This is a genomic window from Pseudomonas sp. HP_08 (assembly GCF_055284095.1).
The window spans coordinates 30,492-49,834 of the sequence record NZ_JBTOQC010000023.1 but is presented as its reverse complement, the minus strand read 5'-3'; the positions used below and the strand labels follow the sequence as shown (position 1 = coordinate 49,834).

Here is a 19,343-nt window from a genome sequence, read left to right as displayed (position 1 = left end):
CGAATCAGCCTTTGAAGGGCGGACTCGATAGGCACCTGTCGGGAGGTCTGGACGGGCGAAGGAGGATTGTCATTGTGCGAGCACCTTTTGATTATTGTTGGGCGATGTCTTCTGCGACGCTTATCAAGGTGGTCGTACGACTGCTAAAAATCAACGAATGGGTTAGAACGTTTTTTCACCGATAAACAGGATTAATCCGGGTTGTCCAAAAACATCCGGTTTTTACCCAGCCTTCACAAACCGTGTAAAACCTGTCAAAAAGCCTGTTCCAGAGCCTTTTAATGATCAATGGCGCAGGTTATGGTTTTTGCACCTGCAGCTTGCATCGTCCAAATGGCCCTTGATCAGGTCAAGACTCAAGTCATCGTACGTCGCTTGCCACAGAATGATCCGCTGTACAGAATCGCCTCACCATCCCTCAGCCGCCATCGAACAAAAAGGGAGACGAACATGCAGTCAGCCAGCCGGGTACCGACCTACGGCATGCAGCAGCGCAGTGAGCGCGCCGACTTCTACATTCGCGACGAGAAGGCCCGCAGCGCCGAAACCGGGCTGCACCGGCATGAGTATTTCCAGATTCAGGTCAATCTGGGCGGCGACACGGTCCAACACATCGGCAACGTGCAACGGCCCTTTCCGCGCAACGCACTGGCCTTCATCCTGCCGCACCGCATGCACGTGATCCCGCACCCTGCCGACAACCACTTCATGGTCATCAACTTCTCCCAGACCTTTCTGCTGCCGCACTTGCAGTGCGACCCGATGGACCTCGAAGAAGTGTCGATCATGCTGGCGCCGGAGCTGTCGCCGTTTCGCTTTCAGGAGCACCTGGATTTCATTCTCGAGCAAGAGGATTTCGATCAGGTGTGCGCGCTGGTGCGGCAGATGCGCGACCTCGACCCGCAGCGCCAGTTCGGCACCCGCGAGATCATCAAGGGCCTGCTGCTGCAGATGATCGGCAAGGTGTGCATGCTCTATGCCGAGCCGCTCAAGCAACTGGCCGAGAACAATGCCGCCCAGGCCAGCCGCCGCGATGCCTTGACGCGCATGTCCGAATACGTGCGCAAACACCTGGACGACCCGGACCTGAGCCTGACCAAGGCGGCGGCCGCCACCTACCTGTCACCGACCTACCTGACCCACTGGCTGCGCAAGGAGATCGGCAAGACCTTCAGCGAACTGGTGCTGGAGCGGCGCATGCATGCGGCGCGCAACCATTTGCTCAATGGCACCAAACCGGTGGGCGAAGTGGCGCGGCTGTGCGGATTTGCCGACGAAGCGTATTTTTCACGGCGGTTCAGGCAGATTCATGGATTGCCGCCGGGCCAGTTCAGGCGCCAGCAGCTGGATCTGGAGACGGCACAAAAAATCGGCGAGCCATGTCGATGAAGCGTGGCAGGGCCGGGTTGTCGTTGTCGTCGCGGTAGACCATGTACATGTCGGCCGTCGGCTGGGCGTCGGCTAGCGGGCGAAATTGCAGGTGGCCCATGTACAGCTCGCGGGCCGAGGCCGGGACGATGGCGATGCCTAGACCCGCGCGCACCAGGCCGAGGATCGAGTGGGTCTGCTTGAGGTAGTACAGGTAGCGCGGCGACACGCCGGCGCTGGCGAACAGGCCGACGATGCAGTCGTAGAAATAGCGGCCTTCTTTGGCGGAGTACATCACGAACGGGTGGTGCACCAGATCCTTGACCGACAGTTGCGCGCGCTCGGCCAGCGGGTGTCCGGCAGGCATCACCACCATCAGCGGCTCGCGGCTGGCCAGTTGATAACTCCAGCCCTGGCGCGGTTCGGCACTGCGCACAAAACCGATGTCGATCATGTTGGCGGCCAGTGCTTCGGTCTGGTCGCTGGTGACCATCTCGTGCAGTTCAAAACCGATGTCCGGCAGCACCTGCCCTGCCCGGCTCAGCAATTCGGGCACCAGGTTGTAACCGCTGACGGCGGTAAAGCCGATCACCAGTTGCCCGGCCTCGCCACTGGCCAGGCGCCGGGCGCTGTCGCTGGCCTGTTCGGTGTAGGCCAGCAGGTGTTGGGCATCACGCAAAAAGTGCCGGCCGGCCACGGTCAGGCGCACCTGGCGGTTGCTGCGATCGAGCAACTGCACGCCCAGTGAACGCTCCAGCAACTGGATTTGCCGGCTCAGCGGCGGCTGGGTCATGAACAGCCGTTGCGCCGCGCGGCCGAAGTGCAGCTCTTCGGCGACCATCACGAAACAACGCAGTTGGTGCAATTCCACAAGGCCGCTCCACGATTCAATTCTTGTATCGATACATTCACTATGGATGTTAGACGCGCATCGATGTTTTTCCTAGGCTGTCGTCACTTCAGAGTCCTTTACAACGACAATTCAGGAAAAGGCGATGACGATGACCCAAGATATCCTGCTGACCCAACCCGTCCCGGCGCCCATCGACGCGCGTCTGCTGCACAGCTACAACGTCCACCGCCTGTACCAGGCCGACGATCAGGATGCGCTGCTCAATGCCGTCGGCCCGCGTATTCGCGGCGTGGTCACCGGCGGTGCCAAGGGTTTGTCCAATGCGCTGATGGACCGCCTGCCCAATCTGCAGATCATCGCCATCAGCGGCATCGGCACCGATGCAGTAGACCTCGACCACGCGGCCGAACGCGGCGTGCGCGTCACCACCACGCCCGGCGTGTTGACCGATGACGTGGCCGACATGGCCATGGGTTTGCTGATCATGACCCTGCGTGACCTGGCCGTCGGCGAGCGCATCGTGCGCACAGGTCAGTGGGGCAAGGTCAATCAGCCGCTGGCGCGCAAGGTCAGCGGCACGCGCATCGGCATCGTCGGCCTGGGCCAGGTCGGCCATGCGATTGCCCGCCGTGCGCAGGCTTTCGGCATGAGCATTCAGTACAACGATTTGCGCGAGCAGCCGCAGACCGGCTACCGCTTCTTCGCCGACCTGCTGGAACTGGCGCGCAACAGCGATGCGCTGGTGCTGGCCGCCTCCGCCGATCAGGGCCGGGCGATCATCACCGCGCCGGTGCTGGAGGCGCTGGGGCCGCAGGGTTATTTCATCAACGTGGCGCGCGGCAAGCTGGTCGATGAGGACGCGCTGATTGCCGCCTTGCAGACCGGCACCATCGCCGGCGCCGGGCTGGATGTGTTCGCCAACGAACCCCATGTGCCTGAAGCCCTGCGCGCCCTGGACAACGTGGTGTTGCAACCGCACCGCGCCAGCGCCACCGAGCAGACGCGCCTGGCCATGGGCGAGATCGTCCTGTCGCACTTGCAGGCCTGCTTCGCAGAACCGCAACGCAAGGTGGCCATTCCGGCCTGATTCGCTTTCTCCTTCCAAGAACAACATTGGCCCCATCGAGGGCCAGCGGAGAGCACCATGAATAGCAAAACTGCGCCCATGGAAGCGGCAGTGACCGAGGCTCGTGTCGGTCGCCATCGTTTCGTGATCCTGGCACTGATTTTTGTCGTCACCGTTCTTAACTATGCCGACCGCGCCACCATGTCGATTGCCGGCACCGAGGTGGTCAAGGAACTGGGCCTGGACCCGATGATGCTCGGCATGATCTTTTCGGCCTTCGCCTGGGCCTACGCGCTGGGGCAGATTCCCGGCGGCTGGTTGCTCGACCGCTTCGGCGCACGCCGGGTCTACGGTTGCAGCCTGTTTTTGTGGTCGGTGTTCACCATGCTGCAAGGCACGGTGGGCTGGATCGGCCTGGTCGGTTCCACCGCCGCCGTGGCGCTGTTCGGCATGCGTTTCATGCTCGGGCTGGTGGAGTCGCCGGCCTTCCCGGCCAACAACCGCATCGTGTCCAGCTGGTTTCCGACCAAGGAACGCGGCACCGCCTCGGCGCTGTTCAACTCGGCGCAGTACATGGCCGTGGTGGTGTTCGCGCCGCTGATGGCCTGGCTGACCCACAGCATGGGCTGGGAGCATGTGTTCCTGTGGATGGGCGGACTGGGCATCGTCGCGACCTTCTTCTGGTTCGCGCTGTACCACGACCCGGTCAGCCACCCACGTCTTGGCAAAGCGGAAATGGATTACCTGCGTGAAGGCGGCGCACTGGTCGACCTGGAAGCGCAGCGCAAGAGTGAAAAACCCAAGACCCAGTGGCGTGAAGTCGCGCAACTGTTCACCAGCCGCACCTTGTGGGGCGTGTACCTGGGCCAGTACTGCATCACCGCGCTGACCTACTTTTTCATCACCTGGTTTCCGATCTACCTGATCAAGGGCCGCGGCATGACCATCATGGAAGCCGGCTGGGTCGCGGCATTGCCGGCGATCTGCGGCTTTTCCGGCGGCGTGCTGGGCGGCGTGGTCTCGGACTGGCTGATCCGTCGCGGCGTACACCCGTCACGGGCACGCAAGACACCGTTCGTGATCGGCATGGCGTTGGCGGCCACCCTGGTGTCGGCCAACTATGTGGACGCCAACTGGATGGTCATCGCGCTGATGGCACTGGCCTTCTTCGGCAAGGGCCTGGCAGCGGTCGGCTGGGCCGTGCTGTCGGACACCGCGCCGCAAGGCATGGTCGGCCTGAGCGGCGGCGTGTTCAACGGCATCGGCAATACCGCAGGGATTATCACACCGGTGGTGATCGGCTACTTCGTGGCCACCACCGGCTCGTTCAACTCGGCGCTGTGGTTCGTGGCAGCCCATGGGCTGGTAGCGATCTTTGCCTACACCGTGCTGGCCGGGCGGTTTGAGCGGGTGGTGATTCGCAAGTAGCCATTATTGCGGTGCTTCTTTCGCGGCTAAAGCCACAACGGAGAACACCCGTAGAAGTTGCTTTAGCCGCGAAGCTTGTTAGGCATAATCATCGACTCCATGTGCCATGACAAAGGAGTAACGACCATGAAAATCGATGAAGACAAGATCGACGACACCGTCCTTGCCCTTCTCTACCTGAGCCTGCACGACGAGAACCGTGCCTGGAAAAACCATGACTGGCAGGCCACTGATCGCCTGCATGAAAAGGGCATGATCTGCAACCCGATCGGCAAGGCCAAGTCCGTCGCACTTACCCCGCAAGGTCTTGAACGTTCTAAGCGCCTGTTCCACGAGATGTTCTGCAAGCCTGATTAGGCGCCAACAGGATTGATATCTGCCTCACCGAGATGGATCGCCAGCCATACGGTGGGCCGGGTCGGGTCGGTGAAGGTCACGCGGTGTTCTCGGCCGGCCGGAATCAGCAGGTGATCGCCCGGGGCCAGGGCGGTTTCGTGACCCTCCATCAGGATGCGTGCGGCACCGCTCAGGACCACAACCCATTCCTCATGCGGCTGGCGATAAGGCCGGTCGGCGGCTGTGGTCTGGCCGAAGGAAACAATGCGCTCGATGCGGCAGCCAGGTCTTGCAAGCAGGTCGGTGAAAACCTCTGTCTGGCGGGCATCGGGTAAGGGCGTGAACAGGTTGGCGGGTGTGCTCATCGGGTTGAAGATTCCGTAGGTGGCGCATCGTCTTTAGCGGCTCGACCTTACGCCGCCAAAGCATTCTGCGCCACCCGCCCCGGCCTCAATTCAAATGAAACCGCGCCGTGTTGTCGTTCAGCGCGCGGCTGCCCTTGCTCAGGGTGTCCGCCGCCTGATTCACCGCACGCGCGCCGTCCAGCAAGCGCCCGGCCGCCTGATCGACCTGCTGGATATTGCCGCTGACCTCATCGGCGGTGGTGGCCTGCTCTTCCACAGCGGTCAGGATCTGCGCCAGGGTGTCGGTCACGCCTTGCACCGCCGAGGCGATTTCACCCAGGCGGACGCCCAGCCCGGTCACCGATTGCGCATCGTTGACCGCCTGGCCGCAGGCGGCTTCCATCAGGCTGACCGCCTGGGTGACGGTGGAGCGCAGGCTGTCGACCGTGCTGGCGATTTGCGCGGTGGACGCCTGGGTGCGTTGCGACAGGCTGCGCACTTCGTCAGCCACCACGGCAAAGCCCCGGCCCTGCTCGCCGGCACGCGCCGCTTCGATGGCGGCGTTGAGCGCCAGCAGGTTGGTCTGTTCGGCAATGCCGCGAATGGCATCGACCACCGACTGGATCTGCTGGCCCTGCTCGCTGACCCGACCCAACGCCTCGGCGGTGTCGGTCAGGCGGCGGTTGAGTTGCTGGATGCTGTCGGTGGTGCGCTGGCTGTCGCGGCTGCTTTCTTCAGCGATCTTGCGGGTTTGCCGCGCGCTGTCGGACGCCTGCTCGCAGCTCTTGGCCACACCTTGCGAGGTCGCCGCCAGTTGCGTGGCCGCCGCGGCAATCTGGCTGATCTGCTGTTGCTGTTCTTCAACCTCGTACAGCGTGTCGTTGGACTGGGTATTGAGCGTCTGCACCGCCGAGCCCAGTTGCAGGGTTTCGTGATTGACCCCCAGCAGGCTGGTGCGCAGTTGCACCACCGCCACGTTCAGCGCCTGACTGATGGCCGCCAGTTCATCGCGGCCCTGCACCGAAACCTCGACGCACAGATTGCCGTCACGCAGCGATTCAGCCAGCGTGGTGATGCCGCTGGCGCTGCGGCGGATCGACGCCTGCAAACAGGCGAACAGGTACAGGGCGGCGAGCAGCAGCACACCAATGGTCACGCCCACCGGGATGAATTCGCGATTGGACTTGCTGTGGTAGTAATCCAGCCGCTCATTCAGCGATTTCAACGATTCATTGCGCAGCGTGGCCATATCGCCGAGCAAACGGTCGACACTGCGCTCGAAGTCAGCCGGCTTGAGCTTGATGGTGCCGCCAAACACGCCGTCGTCGAGGACCTTCAGCTCTTCATTGAGTACCTGCATGCTGGCCGCGTAACGGTTGGCCCAGCCTTGCATTTCCGGCGGCAGGCGGGTTTGCAGCGAACCTGCGGTCTTGAGCATCTGCTCACGGGCATCATCGATGCGGCTGCGCAGGTCGCGCATCTGCAAACGGCTTTGCAGGCTGAACTGGCCGGTGACCACCGAGGTCTGGCCGATGCTGGCCATGCGGCCGATACGCTCGATCAGCTCAGGCGTCTGTTGGGTCGCCAGTTGCATCAGCAAATAGGTTTCCAGCCACGGGTCGAGGATCAGGCCGGTGTCCATGGCGATCTGGTCGCGCAAGGCTTGCAGATGGCTGATCGCCGAGGTGAAGCGATCATAACCGTCGGGCCACCAGCCCACGCTGCGCAGAGACTCGCTGTCCAGACCCTTCACCGAAGCTTGCAGGGTCTTGTAGCGCGACTGAGTGTCGGCACCGGCCTTTTCGCTGTCCAGCGCAGCACCCACGCCTTGCAGCGCCTGATTGATGCGCGGCACGGCGGCATCGATCTGGCTCATCACCTCACGCGCCTCCGGCGTCGGTTCGCGCAGAATGTCGATGGCCTTCCAGCGCGCCGCACGGTCACGCTGCGCCGACAGCTCGCGGTCCAGATCATCGAGCGCCAGCAACTGGCGCACACCCGACTGCTCACCGGCAATCACCGCCAGCTTGGCGCGGTACTCCACACCAATCATCCACAAGCTGCCCACCAGCGGCAGCATGAACAGCAGGAACAACAGCTGAAACTTGCGCGCAAAACCAAAACGTCCCAATAGACGCATACCCGGCGACAACAGGCTGTTCATGTCTCACTCCTGCGCGTGAACACCCGACTGCCGGCTTGCACCGACCTGGGCATCTGCTTGCTACAAAGGTAAACGGCAAAATGCCACGAAAATGTTTCCGATGTGGTTCGTCGCGCGGCCTTCCCTGAAAAAGCGTGATGTGCGTCCTGTAAGCGACACGAACCCATCGGCCAACGTCATGGCATTGAGCTAGCAAGAAGTGGACCGTATCGATAAAGCGCCACGGTGATAGCCAGATGCCCTGTTGCGGGTCATAAAATCGCACCATTTTTGTGCGCAACGGTAATGCTAGCGTCACTGGAAGAAACAGCAGTGGGAACAAAGCAGACGCGGGTTTTGCGGGGCTGTTGCTAAGCGGTTGATCGTGTAGAGATATTTTTTAAAATAAATGCTTGACGACATGTCATTCCGAGGGAATAATGCGCGCCACTTGGCTACATAGCTCAGTTGGTTAGAGCATAGCATTCATAATGCTGGGGTCCGGGGTTCAAGTCCCTGTGTAGCCACCAAGTACCTGCTTAGAGATTTCCAACGAAGTCTGTAAGCAAAACGAGAAGCCCGCCTAGTGCGGGCTTTCTTGTTTCTGGCTGTATCTAATTGTCTTCCCTCATACATCCCCGCCGTATATGCCGCTGCGCATGCGTTCAAAAATCAAGCGTCGCCCGCTGGACACAGCAGGTCTGTATGTTCGCGTAAAACCCAATGACCAGAAGTCGTGGGAGCCGCCATGAAGACCCGATGGCCACCAAGAAGGCGCGCCAGTTGCGCCTGCCCTACAGGCGGATCAAACCGCCTGCACCTTGACCTGTTGCTCGCCTTCAAGCCAGGCGCCGATGTCAGTGGCGCGCATGGGTCTGGAGAACAGGTAGCCCTGGGCCCTGACGCAACCGAGGCTTTTCAGGGCGCCGAGTTCTGCGGCGGTTTCCACGCCTTCGACGATACATTCCAACTGCATGTCCTGGCACAGGGCAATCAGCGACTTGACGATCTTGAAGCTGGCCGGGTCGAGATGGATATTGGTGACGAAGGTGCGGTCCACCTTCAGTTTGGTCAGTGACAGCGCGTGGATCTGGCTCAAGCTGGAATAGCCGGTGCCGAAGTCGTCGAGGGAAATGCCGCAGCCCAGTTCGCGAAACCGGCTGATCGCTCGCTGGGTCTGCGGCAGGTCCTGGATGGCCGCAGTTTCGGTGATTTCCAGATCGAGACAGGCCGGGTCGAAACGGCTGCTCTTGATCAGCTCGACGATCTGCTGGGCGGCGTCCTGCGAACCACAGTCATGGGCGGACAGGTTGAATGACAGGCGGATACCCGCAGGCCAGCTCGCCGCCACGTCCAGCGCCTTGCTGAGCAGCGGCACGGTAAGGCGATTGACCATGCCGACGCGCTCGGCAATCGGGATGAAATCACTGGGCGGCACGTTACCCAACTCCGGGCTTTCCCAACGCGCCAGCGCCTCGAACGCGACGGTTTGCTCGCTGTGGATATCCACGATGGGCTGGAACACCACGTGAAACTCACTCTCCAGATCGGCCCTGCGCAGGGCCTGCTCGGTCAACCCTTCGCGGTTGAGCTGCTGGCGATGGGCTGCGCTGAACAGGCAGACCGTGCCGCAGCGGTGGCGCTTGCTCTGGTACAGGGCATAGTCGGCGTATTCATACACTTGCGTGGCGCAGGATGCCTGATCCGGGAAGGTCGCGATGCCCAGTGACGCACTGATCTGAATAGGGATGTCCACCAGCAGAAACGGCTCGCGCAGGCTGGCACAGATTCTTTCGCCAAACGTCCGCAACGAGTCGTCGCTCATAGCCTGAGTGATGATCAGGCCGAACTCGTCTCCCCCCAGCCTGGCCAGGTGCACATTTTCGTCGAGCAGCCCGGTCAGGCGCTGGCCAACCTGATAGAGCAGCTTGTCACCAATGCTGTGGCCATACAGATCGTTGACCGGCTTGAAGCCATCCAGGTCGATCAGCCCCACGGCCAGGCGAATCTCCTGCTCACGGGCGCGGGACAGCAGCGTATCGAGGCGGGAAAAGAATTGCCGCCGATTGGCAAGCCCGGTCAGGCTGTCCTGATTGGCCAGGTGAAGGTTTTCCTCGCTGAGCTTTGCCGTATGCGCCTGCATGTTCACCAGCCGGGTGAAGTCGGCGTACTGCGCCTTGAGAATGATCAGCATGCCGATGGACACCAGCAGGATGTCCAGCGCTGTGGCAATAAAGGTAATGATGTTGGTGGACGCGAAGAACACCACGAACGCCGAGTTGACCACTGCCGTAGTGGCCAGGGCTGCTGGCAGCAGGTGCATCATGCAAAAAATGCAGCCGATGACGGTGATCGCCATATAAAAGGCGACATGCGCCTGGGTATAGCTGTCGCCATAGGGAAACAGCGCCAGCGACCAGGCGGTGAACGCCACGGCGACAAACGGCGCAAGCATATTGGTGCGCTTCAGCGCCGTCAGCATCTGCGCCGGGTTGCGCGTCCGCCCGCGCGTGCTTATCCATTGCGCCGCACGAATCACGCCGAACAACGTCATGATCAACGGGCAGTACACCACCAGCCAGCGCGGCGCGACCGCAAAGTGGGTGCCCGCCAGCATCAGGGTATTGATCAGCAGGATGAAATACATCATGGGCAATTGGCGAGACAGCGCGATGTATTGCGCCTTGACCAGGCCCGGATTGTCCTTGGGCACGGACATCAACGCTCGCACGCCGAGCAGTGTTTTCTTCATCAGGCAACGCTCTGAAAATACAACCGGATAGATAACCGAACGGATTATCTTTTCCGGTCAGGACCGAGCAGGGCTAAACACTGCTTTCACAGGACCGTGTCGGCCGATCCCTCGGTTACTGCAATGCATACGACTAGTGGCAATTTGACTGCGTTCCATCAGCCAGTCGTAATAGTTGCAAGCGAGGCAAGCGCCTTGTGCGGGCTTTCTTGTTATCAGGGGGTTTATCCGCCCACTTTCAAATCTGCGGATAGCGCTTGAACCACTCAGTCCCTTCCAGGCGTGCGGCATGAGCCTGCAACGCCTGAAAATCATCTGCCCTGACGACATCGGCGACCATCAACTGAATGAACGACCAGGCGACCGCACTGGTGATGTCGGCCTGATCCGGCTTGTCTTGCACGGCGGGCTGGCTGCGCACCAGTTGCGCTTCCCACTCGCGACAGGCTGCCAGCAATTGCCCGGTTATCCGCTCCAGCCATGGCTGGTGACGTTTTTCCTCAGGCCGCAATTTGTACTCGTAAACGATCTGCACGGCCTTCTCGCAGGCCGCCAACGCCAGCCCTAACGTGCGCAACGAAGCGGCCAGGGGTATGGCCTGCTGTGGCATCAGTTTTTTATCAGGAGGGCTCAACGCCTCGAAGTAGTCGATGATCAGGGTCGACTCCATCAACACAGTGCCGTCATCCAGCACCAGGCTGGGTGCTTTCACCGCCGGGTTGATCGCGGAGAATGCCTCGAACGTACTGAATACCGACAGTGCGACATGCTCGAACGGGACGCCCATCAGATCGAGCGAAATGGCCACACGGCGGACATAGGGGGAATCCAGCATACCAATCAGCTTCATAGGGTCTCTCCTTCACCAGGCGGTCAATCCTATTTCCTGGCGGCACGACTGAGAAGCGGTCATTGCACCTGCGGCTCATCGCGAACGCTTCGCTTGAGCAGGTAGGTGTCCATGATCCAGCCATTCGCTTCTCGTGCGGCCTTACGAACACGCTCAATCTCATCTGCAACGTCTTTAAGCTTGCCGGCAATCAATATTTCATCAGGCGTTCCGAGGTAGGCTCCCCAGAAAATATCCAGGTCCTGATCGGCAAACGATGTGTAAGTGTTTTCGGCGTCGAGCATCACCACCACACTGTCGACGTTGTTGGGAAAACCTTCAGCCAGGCACCGACCGGTGGTGATTTCGAGGGATCGACCGATGTTGTTCAGCGGGATTTTATGTTGCGCAGTCAGCGCCTGGACACTGGTGATACCGGGAATCACGTCATAGGACAGCGCATGTTTACCGCCCCGGATGATAGCGTCGAGTATCCGGATGGTGCTGTCATAGAGAGAAGGATCGCCCCAGACCAGAAACGCCCCGCATTCACCGTCGTTCATTTCTTCAGTGATCAGACGTTCGAAGGTGATCTGTTTTTCGCTATTCAGATCAGCCACAGCCTCCAGATAACCGCCGCCATCGCGACGGCGTTCCGGGCTCAATGCTTCGACCATCCGGTAATCGCGATCCGTGATGTAGCGCTCGCAGATTTCCTGTCGCAGGAGGTTGAGCTTTTCCTTGCTCAGGCCCTTGTCCATCAGAAAAAACACGTCGACTTGATTGAGTGCATTCACAGCCTGGACAGTGATGTATTCGGGATTGCCTGCGCCAATGCCGATGATCAGGATTTTTTTCATCGCGTACGCCACTTCCGAACGTGACTCAGCGCCCGCTCGAAAGCTCTCTGCGCACGATGTCTGCGCCGGCACTCAGTGCCTTCAGCTTGCCGCTGGCCACTCGACGAGGCAAAGGTGCCATGCCGCAATTGGTGCAGGGATAGAGTTTGTCGGCATCGACGAACTGAAGTGCTTTTCTCAGGGTGTTGGCGACTTCCTCCGGGGTTTCAATGGCATGGCTTGCCACGTCAATGGCCCCGACCATCACTTTTTTACCCCGAATAAGCTCGATCAGGTCCATGGGAACGTGCGAGTTGTGGCATTCCAGAGAGACGATATCGATGCTGGATTTTTGCAGTCTGGGAAAGGCCTCTTCGTATTGCCGCCACTCCGAGCCCAGCGTCTTCTTCCAGTCGGTATTGGCCTTGATGCCGTAACCGTAGCAAATATGCACCGCCGTTTCGCAGTTAAGGCCTTCGATTGCTCTTTCCAGGGTGGCAACCCCCCAGTCATTCACCTCGTCAAAAAACACATTGAAGGCAGGCTCATCGAATTGAATGATATCAACCCCGGCAGCCTCCAGCTCTCTAGCCTCTTGATTGAGAATTTTGGCAAATTCCCACGCCAGTTTTTCACGGCTTTTATAGTGGGCATCGTAGAGCGTATCAATCATCGTCATGGGGCCTGGCAGGGCCCACTTGATAGGTTGTTGGGTGTGCTGGCGTAAAAATCGGGCGTCTTCGACAAACACGGACTTTGGACGCGCCACAGACCCCACGACCGTTGGCACGCTCGCGTCATAGCGGTCACGAATTCTGACGGTCTCTCGCTTTTCGAAATCGACGCCGTCGAGGTGCTCGATAAACGTAGTGACAAAATGCTGGCGAGTTTGCTCACCGTCACTGACGATATCGATACCTGCCAGTTGCTGTTCTTGCAATGACAAACGCAAGGCGTCCTGCTTGCCTTCAATCAGTTCTTCGCCTTGCAATTTCCAGGGGGACCACAGGGTTTCAGGTTGTGCAAGCCAAGCGGGTTTGGGCAAGCTGCCAGCGGTCGAAGTGGGCAACAGTTTTTTCATGAAATATAACCTTCTTTAACTTATCAAAATGCGCAGTTGGCGGACCACTGCTCAAGCAGAGCCTGGTAAGGCTTGATGAACTGTTCCTCGGCAAATCGCCCTTGTTCAATCGCCAGCCGGCTGCGCTCTTCTCGATCATAAATAATGCGCGTCAATGAATAATCCTGGTGTTTCAAACTGGGCTGGTAGGTTGTTCCCGCTGTGGAATTGGCGTTGTAAATTTCCGGCCGGTAAATTTTCTGGAACGTGTCCATCGTGCTGATGGTGCCGATAAGTTCAAGGTTGGTGTAATCACCCAGCAAATCGCCTGAAAAATAAAAAGCCAGAGGGGCCGCGCTGTTCGGGGGCATAAAGTAGCGAACCTGCAACCCCATTTTCCTGAAATAGTCATCCGTCAACGAGTATTCATCCTGCTGGTATTCAACCCCCAGGACAGGGTGCCGATTATCGGTGCGGTGGTAAGTCCGGGTGCTCGAAACACTCAAACAGATAACCGGCGGCTTTTCGAAATGCGCTTTGTAGGCGTTTGAATTAATGAAGCACTTGAACAGCTTGCCGTGCAACGTTCCAAAATCCTCCGGCGCGCCAGACCCGGACTGGTTTTCGGTGTGCTCCCGCAACAGCACACTGAAATCATAATCTCGCACGTAAGAGGAAAAATTGTTCCCTACGATGCCATTCAGGCGCTGATGGGTGTTTAGATCGACCGTCGTTATTTTCAACATCTCGATCAACGGGATGACCGGGGCACTCTCTTCAGTCCCCATCTGCATTTCAGCGGAAATGATGTTCAGTTCGACGGCATAACGATCAGCCTTGGGGTTGTCCCACTGCGCCAGCCCGTTGAAACGGTTTTCAATCATCTTCAAGGTATTGCGCAAGTTTTCCTGACGGTTCTCCCCTCTGGCCAGATTGGCAAAATTAGTGGTGATGCGCGTATTGCCCGAGGGGTGGTAATTCTCGTCAAAACAAATGCTCTTGATAGCAAATGTGAATTCGTTGTTCATCGTGATCTGACACCGTGCTTTTCGGGACAACGCTGAATTGACTTATTGCCTTTTTTTCAGTGTTGCCCTGCATGTGGTTTTTTCCACTTGGCCGTTCCATGAGGCCAGCGGTGAAATACAGTACGCAGTGTAGGCCGGGTGACCGATTGATTAAAACGAATTGATTTCAATAAACTATTAGTCACGCTCATGATCACTGAGCTCGATGGATTTATCTACTGCCTCCCTTGTCGACAGTTGATCTATGGTTAGACGAATCAATCTTGATACTTCAACTCAAATTTTATTCATGACCATGATCGATATTCGTCATCTTGAAACCCTGCAAGCCATGCGCGACACCCACAGTCTGGTGGACACGGCGGTGTAGCCTTGCCGGTATCCTGCCACCAGTTGCACACCCTCACGATGCCGGGTATGGTCCACCCCGTCACATTGCTGACCACGACCTTGGCGGGTCGAACGACTTATGGCGCAACAGCGCCCCCATTGCGGTTTCAGGCGCTTTTTTTGTGCCTGCAGCTTTGCTTTATGGCGGGTTGCGCAAGAGCACCTTCGGGTGCGCCGGTTTCCTAAGTCGCCGGTCCGCCAATCTTGTGCAACTCGCCACCCTTTTCTGCTTGGCGGCAGACAACGATGGCTCTTATGACTTGGGAGCTATAACCCTCATGAAAAATCAAAATGGCGCACTGGCGCCAACGGAATCGGCTTGCCCGAAAAACACCATCGACCTGTTTTTTGTCGTCCATCCCAAGGTGTCACAGCCGTTGCTCGGCCCTTTTCCGACCGCTGTCGATGCCGAGTGCGCTTGCGTACTCATCGGCTGCGATGACGCTGTGATCGAGATCCGCGCGGTCACCTCAAGCGACGACTTCATTCACGGGCATACCGTCAAGAACGGCAAGGTGCAACGCATCTTCATAGGGGTCGGCAACCCATGGGGGCGCGCATGAATCAGCCAGGCAAGCGAATCACCTTCGATCACAAGCCGCGCATTTCAGCACGCCCCGATCACGCCACCGACTACACCGGCAAGCAGCGCGGGAAGATGACGGCGATTGCCTGGCATCGCCCAAGCCGCTCAGGGAAAGCCACGCTGTGGCTGTGTCGTTGTGAGTGCGGGCGGTACGAGTATCGGCGGCCGGGCACCTGGGAAAGCCGGCCGTACCCTGAGGACAGGTGCGATGTGTGCCTGCACGCCAAGGGACCGAATGCCCGGCAAACGGCTCGGCAACGCGCTTTGCAGTGGAAACATGATTTGCGCTGCCTGGGTCTGGGCGATGATGAAATCACCCGATTGCAGGCGTCGGGGATGAACGTGGATACCAAGGGTAAGACGCTAGAAGAAATACGTGAGCAGATTGATAAGGGGCCTCGCTAGGTAACACGGCTTGACTGTCCACCCAGAGTGGACAGTCAAACCATTCCAGCCGATTTATCCGTTCATGGCCAATCATTAATCTTTACCCATGTAAGGTTTGGGCAACCTGCTGTCGCAGCGGATTCCGAACTACCGTAATTTGGTGAATGGGTATGCGGCGTTGACCGCGCAAAAGGACCAGTAAGGTCAGCGCATTCACCGGGATGCCCGGCCGGGTTAACCGTCGTAAATTTTCAGGGGCTCACGGCGTTCTGTAAGCGCCCTGCCAAAATTGACCGTGTCGCCCTTGACTGATTTGCAAGCCGTAAAAGACAGTTATTCAAGCGCCCACGACACCACCGCCACGATCAGCGCCACGCTCATGACCAGAAACAGCACGCACCACACCAGCCGCCAGATGAAACTGCAGACGCGCCGCCAAAGCGGCCGGCTGGAGTTCCATCGGGAGGGGCTGATGTCGAGCAGGTCGAGCAGTCCATCGCCCAGGTCACCAATGTCACCACTCATGCGCGCACGCGTCCTGTTCCGGGTTGTACCTTGCGCAGTCCGCGCGTTTGCGTCCCCTGCGCGGCGGCCTTGAGCAGGCGCTGAAAGGTCGGGCATTGGCCATGGTCGGGCGCGGGGCAAACGGCGGCATGGCGCAAGCCGTTGCTCATGGCCTTGAGCTTGCGGATGGTTGCGTCCAGTTCGTCGGCCTTGCTCAGGAGCAACTGCCGGTCGATGTTCAACTGGCCGTCAGCGGTGAACATCTGGCGGATTTCATCGAGGCTGAAACCGGCTGACTGGCCAAGGCTGATCACCGCCAGTTGCTCAATGACGTGCGGCGCAAAGCGGCGTCGTTCGCCTTGCTGGCCGAGCGATGCAATCAGGCCCTTTTCTTCATAAAAGCGCAGCGTCGACGCCGGCAGCCTAGAACGCTTTACCACTTCGGAAATATCCATCGCCCTGCCCCCTTGACCTCAAGTCCACTTGAGCATGCAGGCTGGCCTGAAAGCATTCACAGGTCAATCCGACGGGGCACTTATGACGCAACTGACACACACAATCATGCTGGTAACGGGCATTGGCATCGGCGCGACGCTGGTCATGGATCTCTGGTTGATGCTGCTGAAACGGCTGGGCCGCAAGACCCTGAATTTTGCCTTTATCGGCCGCTGGGCCGGGCACGTGTTGCGCGGCAAAGTGGTCCATCGGGCGATTGCACACGCCGAGCCGATTCAGGGCGAACTGGCCTTGGGCTGGCTGCTGCATTACCTGACCGGCATCGCCTTTGCCGGGCTATTGCTGGCCGTGGCTGGCAATGATTGGGCGCTGAACCCCAGCCTGTTGCCGGCCATGATGCTGGGCATTGTCACGGTGAGCGTTCCGCTGCTGGTGATTCAGCCGTGCATGGGCGCGGGGCTTGCGTCGCGCAACACGCCCACGCCGCTGCGCAATTGCCTGATGAGCGTGGTCACTCATGCGGTGTTTGGAATGGGGCTGTATGTGAGTGCCCTGGCAATAGCCGCTTGCAATTTACATTAGCGCTAATGTAATTTTGCTGCATGACCAAACAAACACATCCAGGCCTGGGCGAACTGCTGCGCTATGTCGGCGAGCTGGTGGACCACGGCGCCGAAGCGCACTACGCGCAAATGAACCTCAACTATCGGGCGCGCTATACGCCGGTGCTGCGCGCGATGCAGGCCGGCGCGGCAACGGTGACCGAGATCACCGCCAGCACGCACTTGACCCAAGGGGCGATCAGCCAGGCGGTGGCGCAGATGGAGGGCGATGGCCTGATCTGCCGTTACCGCGCCGAGGATGGGCGCAAGAGCCGCCTGCACCTGACCGAGGCCGGTAAAGCACTGGTCGAGCGCCTGGAGGAACATTGGCGAGCGACCTTTGCAGCCATCGAGACGCTCGAAGAAGAGATTGGCCACCCGCTGCGTCGGGCGCTGCAAGACGCGGCCAGTGCCTTGCACCAGCATGATTTTTCCAGGCGTCTGTCCGACGCCAAGCTTCGCCTGCCGTCAGGAGACAGCGTCAATGAGTGAAACCCCGAATTCTCCCAAGAACTGGTTCGATCAGGGCGGCCAGGCCTATGCACGCTTTCGCCCCGAATACCCGCCAAAGCTTGCTGAATGGCTGGCCTCGATTGCGCCCACGATGGCGCTGGCGGTGGATGTCGGTTGCGGCACCGGACAACTGAGCGAACCCTTGGCGGCGCATTTCACCCAGGTGCTGGGGCTTGATCCCAGCGCCGATCAGATCGAGCACGTCAGCTCACGCGGCAACCTGCTCTATCAATGCGCCCCGGCCGAGCGCATGCCGGTGGCCGATGGCAGCGCCAGCCTGATCACCGCCGCACAGGCCGCACACTGGTTCGACCTGCCGGCGTTCTACAACGAGGCGCGGCGCATTGCAGCGCCGGGTGCAGTGCTGGCCTTGATCAGTTATGGCGTGCTGAATCTCGACGATGAACTCGATGATCGTTTTCAGCAGTTTTACTGGAAGGAGATTGGCCCGTTCTGGCCGGCCGAACGCAAGCTGGTGGACAGCGGTTATGCGACGCTGGATTTTCCGTTCGAGCCGTTGAGCGCGCCACCGTTGCAGATTCGCCTGGCGTGGAATCTGCCGGCCTTTCTCGGTTATGTGTCGACCTGGTCGGCGGTGCGTCAGGCCCGTGAAGCGGGTCACGAGGCGTTACTGCAACGCTTTGCCGAAGACCTTGCCGCACGTTGGGGCGACCCTGAAAGCAAGCGGCCGGTGGTTTGGCCGATCAATATGCGCGTGGGCAGGATTAATGCCTAGAGCCATTTGCCATCGCGTGTCTGGCGCGGTAGTCTCGGGGCCATGACTTTTTTGCCGCTGACCTCGACCACCACAACCACGACCGCCTCAGGCGGGTCGCGTGCGGTGTCGTGAGTCAGTAACTACACGATGACCCCAAGGCCCCGCCAGCGATGACGGGGCCTTTTTATTGCCCGCGTCGCCGGCTTTCAAGCAAGGAAACGCGAAATGCACGCACTGTTGATTCTGGATATGCAGGCCGGCCTGTTTCATGGCCCGGAGCCGATCTGGCGCAGCGAACAGTTACTGGCCACGATCAACGAGCTGCTGGGCAAGGCGCAGCAGGCCGGCGCGCCGGTGTTTCTGGCCCGCCACGTTGGCCCACCGGGTTCGCCGATTGAACCGGGCAGTCCGTTGACGCGGCTGATCGATGAGTTGCAGCTGGCTGGCAACGAAACCGTGTTCGAGAAAACCCGCCCCAGCGCTTTTGCCGGAACCGGTCTGGTCGCCAGCCTCAAGGCGCATGACGTGCAAGGGGTCGTGATCGTCGGCCTGAAAACCCAGTACTGCGTGGACAGCACTTGCCGGGCGGCGCGTGATCTGGGACTGGACGCGGTGTTGATCGAGGAAGGTCATAGCAGCTGCGACACGGCGCTATTGAGTGCCGAGCGCATCGTTGCGCATCACAATGCGACCCTGGCCGGCGCCTTTTGCCGGGTGGTACCGGCGCGCGACTGGCAGTTTGCCTGAGCCCGGGCTCAGGCCCCGCTGAGCAGCCGCTTGACGTTGCGGACCATGACTTCGATCTCGAACGGCTTTTCGTACACGGCCACAAACAGGTCCGGGCGTGAAACGCCCAGATGGGCCTGGGCGCCGCTCATCAGGATGATGGGCACGCTCTCGAACTGTTTGTTGGCCCGTGCCGCTTCCGCAAACTCGATGCCATTCATGCCCGGCATCATGTAGTCGGTGATGATCAACTGCGGCCGCTCACGGTCCAGAACACTCAATGCCTTCTGCCCGCTGCCGGCCGTAACGGTGAGGTAGCCTTCATCCTCCAGCGCGAAGCTGAGGATCTCGGCGATCAGGTATTCGTCATCGACGATCAGAATCGTGCTCATATCAAGCCCACCCCCCGCGACAA

General features: G+C 59.6%; 21 protein-coding genes, 1 tRNA gene and 1 pseudogene. 12 read left to right on the top strand and 11 right to left on the bottom strand.

The window, feature by feature from the left end:
• Positions 1-450 precede the first annotated feature (450 nt).
• Positions 451-1,389 carry a helix-turn-helix transcriptional regulator gene (locus ACYAS9_RS19045; RefSeq protein ID WP_463569803.1) on the top strand — a complete coding sequence of 313 codons (939 nt, stop codon included), beginning with the start codon at positions 451-453 and terminating at the stop codon, positions 1,387-1,389.
• Here ACYAS9_RS19045 and ACYAS9_RS19040 read toward each other — a convergent pair.
• On the bottom strand, positions 1,331-2,239 hold the full coding sequence (locus ACYAS9_RS19040) for a LysR family transcriptional regulator (RefSeq protein WP_463569802.1): 909 nt from the start codon (positions 2,237-2,239) through the stop codon (positions 1,331-1,333). The two genes, ACYAS9_RS19045 and ACYAS9_RS19040, sit on opposite strands and share 59 nt — an antisense overlap.
• A 130-nt stretch (positions 2,240-2,369) precedes the next feature.
• On the opposite strand from ACYAS9_RS19040, the gene ACYAS9_RS19035 reads away from it, so the two are divergent.
• The 3 genes from ACYAS9_RS19035 (at position 2,370) to ACYAS9_RS19025 (ending at position 5,072) form a co-directional block, all read left to right on the top strand.
• Positions 2,370-3,308 carry a 2-hydroxyacid dehydrogenase gene (locus ACYAS9_RS19035; protein WP_463570214.1) on the top strand — a complete coding sequence of 313 codons (939 nt, stop codon included), beginning with the start codon at positions 2,370-2,372 and terminating at the stop codon, positions 3,306-3,308.
• Between the two features lie 57 nt (positions 3,309-3,365).
• Positions 3,366-4,715: an MFS transporter gene (locus ACYAS9_RS19030; RefSeq protein ID WP_463569801.1), complete on the top strand. Its 1,350-nt coding sequence runs from the start codon at positions 3,366-3,368 to the stop codon at positions 4,713-4,715.
• A gap of 126 nt (positions 4,716-4,841) precedes the next feature.
• Entirely contained in the window at positions 4,842-5,072 is a 231-nt protein-coding gene (locus tag ACYAS9_RS19025) for a DUF6429 family protein (protein WP_463569800.1), read from the top strand.
• Here the strand turns inward: ACYAS9_RS19025 and ACYAS9_RS19020 are convergent.
• Together ACYAS9_RS19020 and ACYAS9_RS19015 are read right to left on the bottom strand one after the other, a co-directional pair.
• The gene (locus tag ACYAS9_RS19020) at positions 5,069-5,416 is read right to left on the bottom strand and encodes a cupin domain-containing protein (protein WP_463569799.1); all 348 of its coding nucleotides are present in this window, start codon (positions 5,414-5,416) and stop codon (positions 5,069-5,071) included. The genes ACYAS9_RS19025 and ACYAS9_RS19020 overlap by 4 nt on opposite strands.
• 85 nt (positions 5,417-5,501) lie before the next feature.
• Positions 5,502-7,559, bottom strand: coding sequence for a methyl-accepting chemotaxis protein (locus ACYAS9_RS19015; protein WP_463569798.1), 2,058 nt, complete (start codon positions 7,557-7,559; stop codon positions 5,502-5,504).
• A gap of 432 nt (positions 7,560-7,991) precedes the next feature.
• On the opposite strand from ACYAS9_RS19015, the gene ACYAS9_RS19010 reads away from it, so the two are divergent.
• Positions 7,992-8,068, top strand: a tRNA-Met gene (locus ACYAS9_RS19010).
• Between the two features lie 275 nt (positions 8,069-8,343).
• Here the strand turns inward: ACYAS9_RS19010 and ACYAS9_RS19005 are convergent.
• The 5 genes from ACYAS9_RS19005 to ACYAS9_RS18985 all read right to left on the bottom strand — a co-directional run bounded on the left by ACYAS9_RS19005 (position 8,344) and on the right by ACYAS9_RS18985 (position 14,046).
• A complete protein-coding gene (locus ACYAS9_RS19005; RefSeq protein ID WP_463569797.1) occupies positions 8,344-10,290 on the bottom strand; it encodes a putative bifunctional diguanylate cyclase/phosphodiesterase in 1,947 nt (648 codons plus the stop codon).
• 238 nt (positions 10,291-10,528) lie between these two features.
• Positions 10,529-11,140 carry a glutathione S-transferase family protein gene (locus tag ACYAS9_RS19000; protein ID WP_463569796.1) on the bottom strand — a complete coding sequence of 204 codons (612 nt, stop codon included), beginning with the start codon at positions 11,138-11,140 and terminating at the stop codon, positions 10,529-10,531.
• A 59-nt stretch (positions 11,141-11,199) separates the two neighbouring features.
• Entirely contained in the window at positions 11,200-11,979 is a 780-nt protein-coding gene (gene cobF, locus ACYAS9_RS18995) for a precorrin-6A synthase (deacetylating) (RefSeq protein WP_463569795.1), read from the bottom strand.
• Between the two features lie 25 nt (positions 11,980-12,004).
• Positions 12,005-13,039 carry a methionine synthase gene (locus ACYAS9_RS18990; RefSeq protein ID WP_463569794.1) on the bottom strand — a complete coding sequence of 345 codons (1,035 nt, stop codon included), beginning with the start codon at positions 13,037-13,039 and terminating at the stop codon, positions 12,005-12,007.
• A 23-nt stretch (positions 13,040-13,062) separates the two neighbouring features.
• Positions 13,063-14,046: a DUF1852 domain-containing protein gene (locus tag ACYAS9_RS18985; protein WP_463569793.1), complete on the bottom strand. Its 984-nt coding sequence runs from the start codon at positions 14,044-14,046 to the stop codon at positions 13,063-13,065.
• 668 nt (positions 14,047-14,714) lie between these two features.
• Here ACYAS9_RS18985 and ACYAS9_RS18980 point away from each other — a divergent pair.
• From ACYAS9_RS18980 to ACYAS9_RS18970, 3 genes and pseudogenes are all read left to right on the top strand, one after another.
• Positions 14,715-14,999, top strand: a complete 285-nt coding sequence (locus tag ACYAS9_RS18980; protein WP_463569792.1) for a hypothetical protein — start codon at positions 14,715-14,717, stop codon at positions 14,997-14,999.
• On the top strand, positions 14,996-15,427 hold the full coding sequence (locus tag ACYAS9_RS18975) for a hypothetical protein (RefSeq protein ID WP_463569791.1): 432 nt from the start codon (positions 14,996-14,998) through the stop codon (positions 15,425-15,427). The genes ACYAS9_RS18980 and ACYAS9_RS18975 overlap by 4 nt, the downstream gene beginning before the upstream one ends.
• Before the next feature lie 94 nt (positions 15,428-15,521).
• Positions 15,522-15,611 (top strand): annotated as a pseudogene (locus tag ACYAS9_RS18970) (hydrolase); the annotation flags it as partial.
• Between the two features lie 131 nt (positions 15,612-15,742).
• On the opposite strand, the gene ACYAS9_RS18965 reads toward ACYAS9_RS18970, so the two are convergent.
• Positions 15,743-15,934: a hypothetical protein gene (locus tag ACYAS9_RS18965; protein WP_463569790.1), complete on the bottom strand. Its 192-nt coding sequence runs from the start codon at positions 15,932-15,934 to the stop codon at positions 15,743-15,745.
• A complete protein-coding gene (locus ACYAS9_RS18960) occupies positions 15,931-16,368 on the bottom strand; it encodes a helix-turn-helix domain-containing protein (RefSeq protein WP_463569789.1) in 438 nt (145 codons plus the stop codon). Before ACYAS9_RS18960 ends, ACYAS9_RS18965 begins: the two co-directional genes overlap by 4 nt.
• A 91-nt stretch (positions 16,369-16,459) precedes the next feature.
• On the opposite strand from ACYAS9_RS18960, the gene ACYAS9_RS18955 reads away from it, so the two are divergent.
• The 4 genes from ACYAS9_RS18955 (at position 16,460) to ACYAS9_RS18940 (ending at position 18,949) form a co-directional block, all read left to right on the top strand.
• On the top strand, positions 16,460-16,951 hold the full coding sequence (locus ACYAS9_RS18955; protein WP_463570213.1) for a DUF2938 domain-containing protein: 492 nt from the start codon (positions 16,460-16,462) through the stop codon (positions 16,949-16,951).
• Positions 16,952-16,971: 20 nt separating this feature from the next.
• Positions 16,972-17,463, top strand: a complete 492-nt coding sequence (locus ACYAS9_RS18950; protein WP_463569788.1) for a MarR family winged helix-turn-helix transcriptional regulator — start codon at positions 16,972-16,974, stop codon at positions 17,461-17,463.
• Positions 17,456-18,220 carry a class I SAM-dependent methyltransferase gene (locus tag ACYAS9_RS18945; protein ID WP_463569787.1) on the top strand — a complete coding sequence of 255 codons (765 nt, stop codon included), beginning with the start codon at positions 17,456-17,458 and terminating at the stop codon, positions 18,218-18,220. The genes ACYAS9_RS18950 and ACYAS9_RS18945 overlap by 8 nt, the downstream gene beginning before the upstream one ends.
• Before the next feature lie 207 nt (positions 18,221-18,427).
• Entirely contained in the window at positions 18,428-18,949 is a 522-nt protein-coding gene (locus ACYAS9_RS18940) for a cysteine hydrolase family protein (protein WP_463569786.1), read from the top strand.
• Between the two features lie 8 nt (positions 18,950-18,957).
• Here ACYAS9_RS18940 and ACYAS9_RS18935 read toward each other — a convergent pair whose 3' ends face one another.
• Complete coding sequence (locus tag ACYAS9_RS18935; protein WP_463569785.1) at positions 18,958-19,320, bottom strand: response regulator; 363 nt, start codon at positions 19,318-19,320, stop codon at positions 18,958-18,960.
• Positions 19,321-19,343: the final 23 nt, after the last annotated feature.

Coding starts and splice junctions, on each gene's coding strand:
- ACYAS9_RS19030 (WP_463569801.1), top strand. CDS start 3,366: ATGAATAGCAAAACTGCGCCCATGGAAGCGGCAGTGACCGAGGCTCGT.
- ACYAS9_RS18980 (WP_463569792.1), top strand. CDS start 14,715: ATGAAAAATCAAAATGGCGCACTGGCGCCAACGGAATCGGCTTGCCCG.
- ACYAS9_RS18950 (WP_463569788.1), top strand. CDS start 16,972: ATGACCAAACAAACACATCCAGGCCTGGGCGAACTGCTGCGCTATGTC.
- ACYAS9_RS18945 (WP_463569787.1), top strand. CDS start 17,456: ATGAGTGAAACCCCGAATTCTCCCAAGAACTGGTTCGATCAGGGCGGC.
- ACYAS9_RS18990 (WP_463569794.1), bottom strand. CDS start 13,039: ATGAAAAAACTGTTGCCCACTTCGACCGCTGGCAGCTTGCCCAAACCC.
- ACYAS9_RS18960 (WP_463569789.1), bottom strand. CDS start 16,368: ATGGATATTTCCGAAGTGGTAAAGCGTTCTAGGCTGCCGGCGTCGACG.
- ACYAS9_RS18965 (WP_463569790.1), bottom strand. CDS start 15,934: ATGAGTGGTGACATTGGTGACCTGGGCGATGGACTGCTCGACCTGCTC.
- ACYAS9_RS18985 (WP_463569793.1), bottom strand. CDS start 14,046: ATGAACAACGAATTCACATTTGCTATCAAGAGCATTTGTTTTGACGAG.
- ACYAS9_RS19005 (WP_463569797.1), bottom strand. CDS start 10,290: ATGAAGAAAACACTGCTCGGCGTGCGAGCGTTGATGTCCGTGCCCAAG.
- ACYAS9_RS18935 (WP_463569785.1), bottom strand. CDS start 19,320: ATGAGCACGATTCTGATCGTCGATGACGAATACCTGATCGCCGAGATC.
- ACYAS9_RS18940 (WP_463569786.1), top strand. CDS start 18,428: ATGCACGCACTGTTGATTCTGGATATGCAGGCCGGCCTGTTTCATGGC.
- cobF (WP_463569795.1), bottom strand. CDS start 11,979: ATGAAAAAAATCCTGATCATCGGCATTGGCGCAGGCAATCCCGAATAC.
- ACYAS9_RS19015 (WP_463569798.1), bottom strand. CDS start 7,559: ATGAACAGCCTGTTGTCGCCGGGTATGCGTCTATTGGGACGTTTTGGT.
- ACYAS9_RS19045 (WP_463569803.1), top strand. CDS start 451: ATGCAGTCAGCCAGCCGGGTACCGACCTACGGCATGCAGCAGCGCAGT.
- ACYAS9_RS18975 (WP_463569791.1), top strand. CDS start 14,996: ATGAATCAGCCAGGCAAGCGAATCACCTTCGATCACAAGCCGCGCATT.
- ACYAS9_RS19000 (WP_463569796.1), bottom strand. CDS start 11,140: ATGAAGCTGATTGGTATGCTGGATTCCCCCTATGTCCGCCGTGTGGCC.
- ACYAS9_RS19035 (WP_463570214.1), top strand. CDS start 2,370: ATGACCCAAGATATCCTGCTGACCCAACCCGTCCCGGCGCCCATCGAC.
- ACYAS9_RS19020 (WP_463569799.1), bottom strand. CDS start 5,416: ATGAGCACACCCGCCAACCTGTTCACGCCCTTACCCGATGCCCGCCAG.
- ACYAS9_RS19025 (WP_463569800.1), top strand. CDS start 4,842: ATGAAAATCGATGAAGACAAGATCGACGACACCGTCCTTGCCCTTCTC.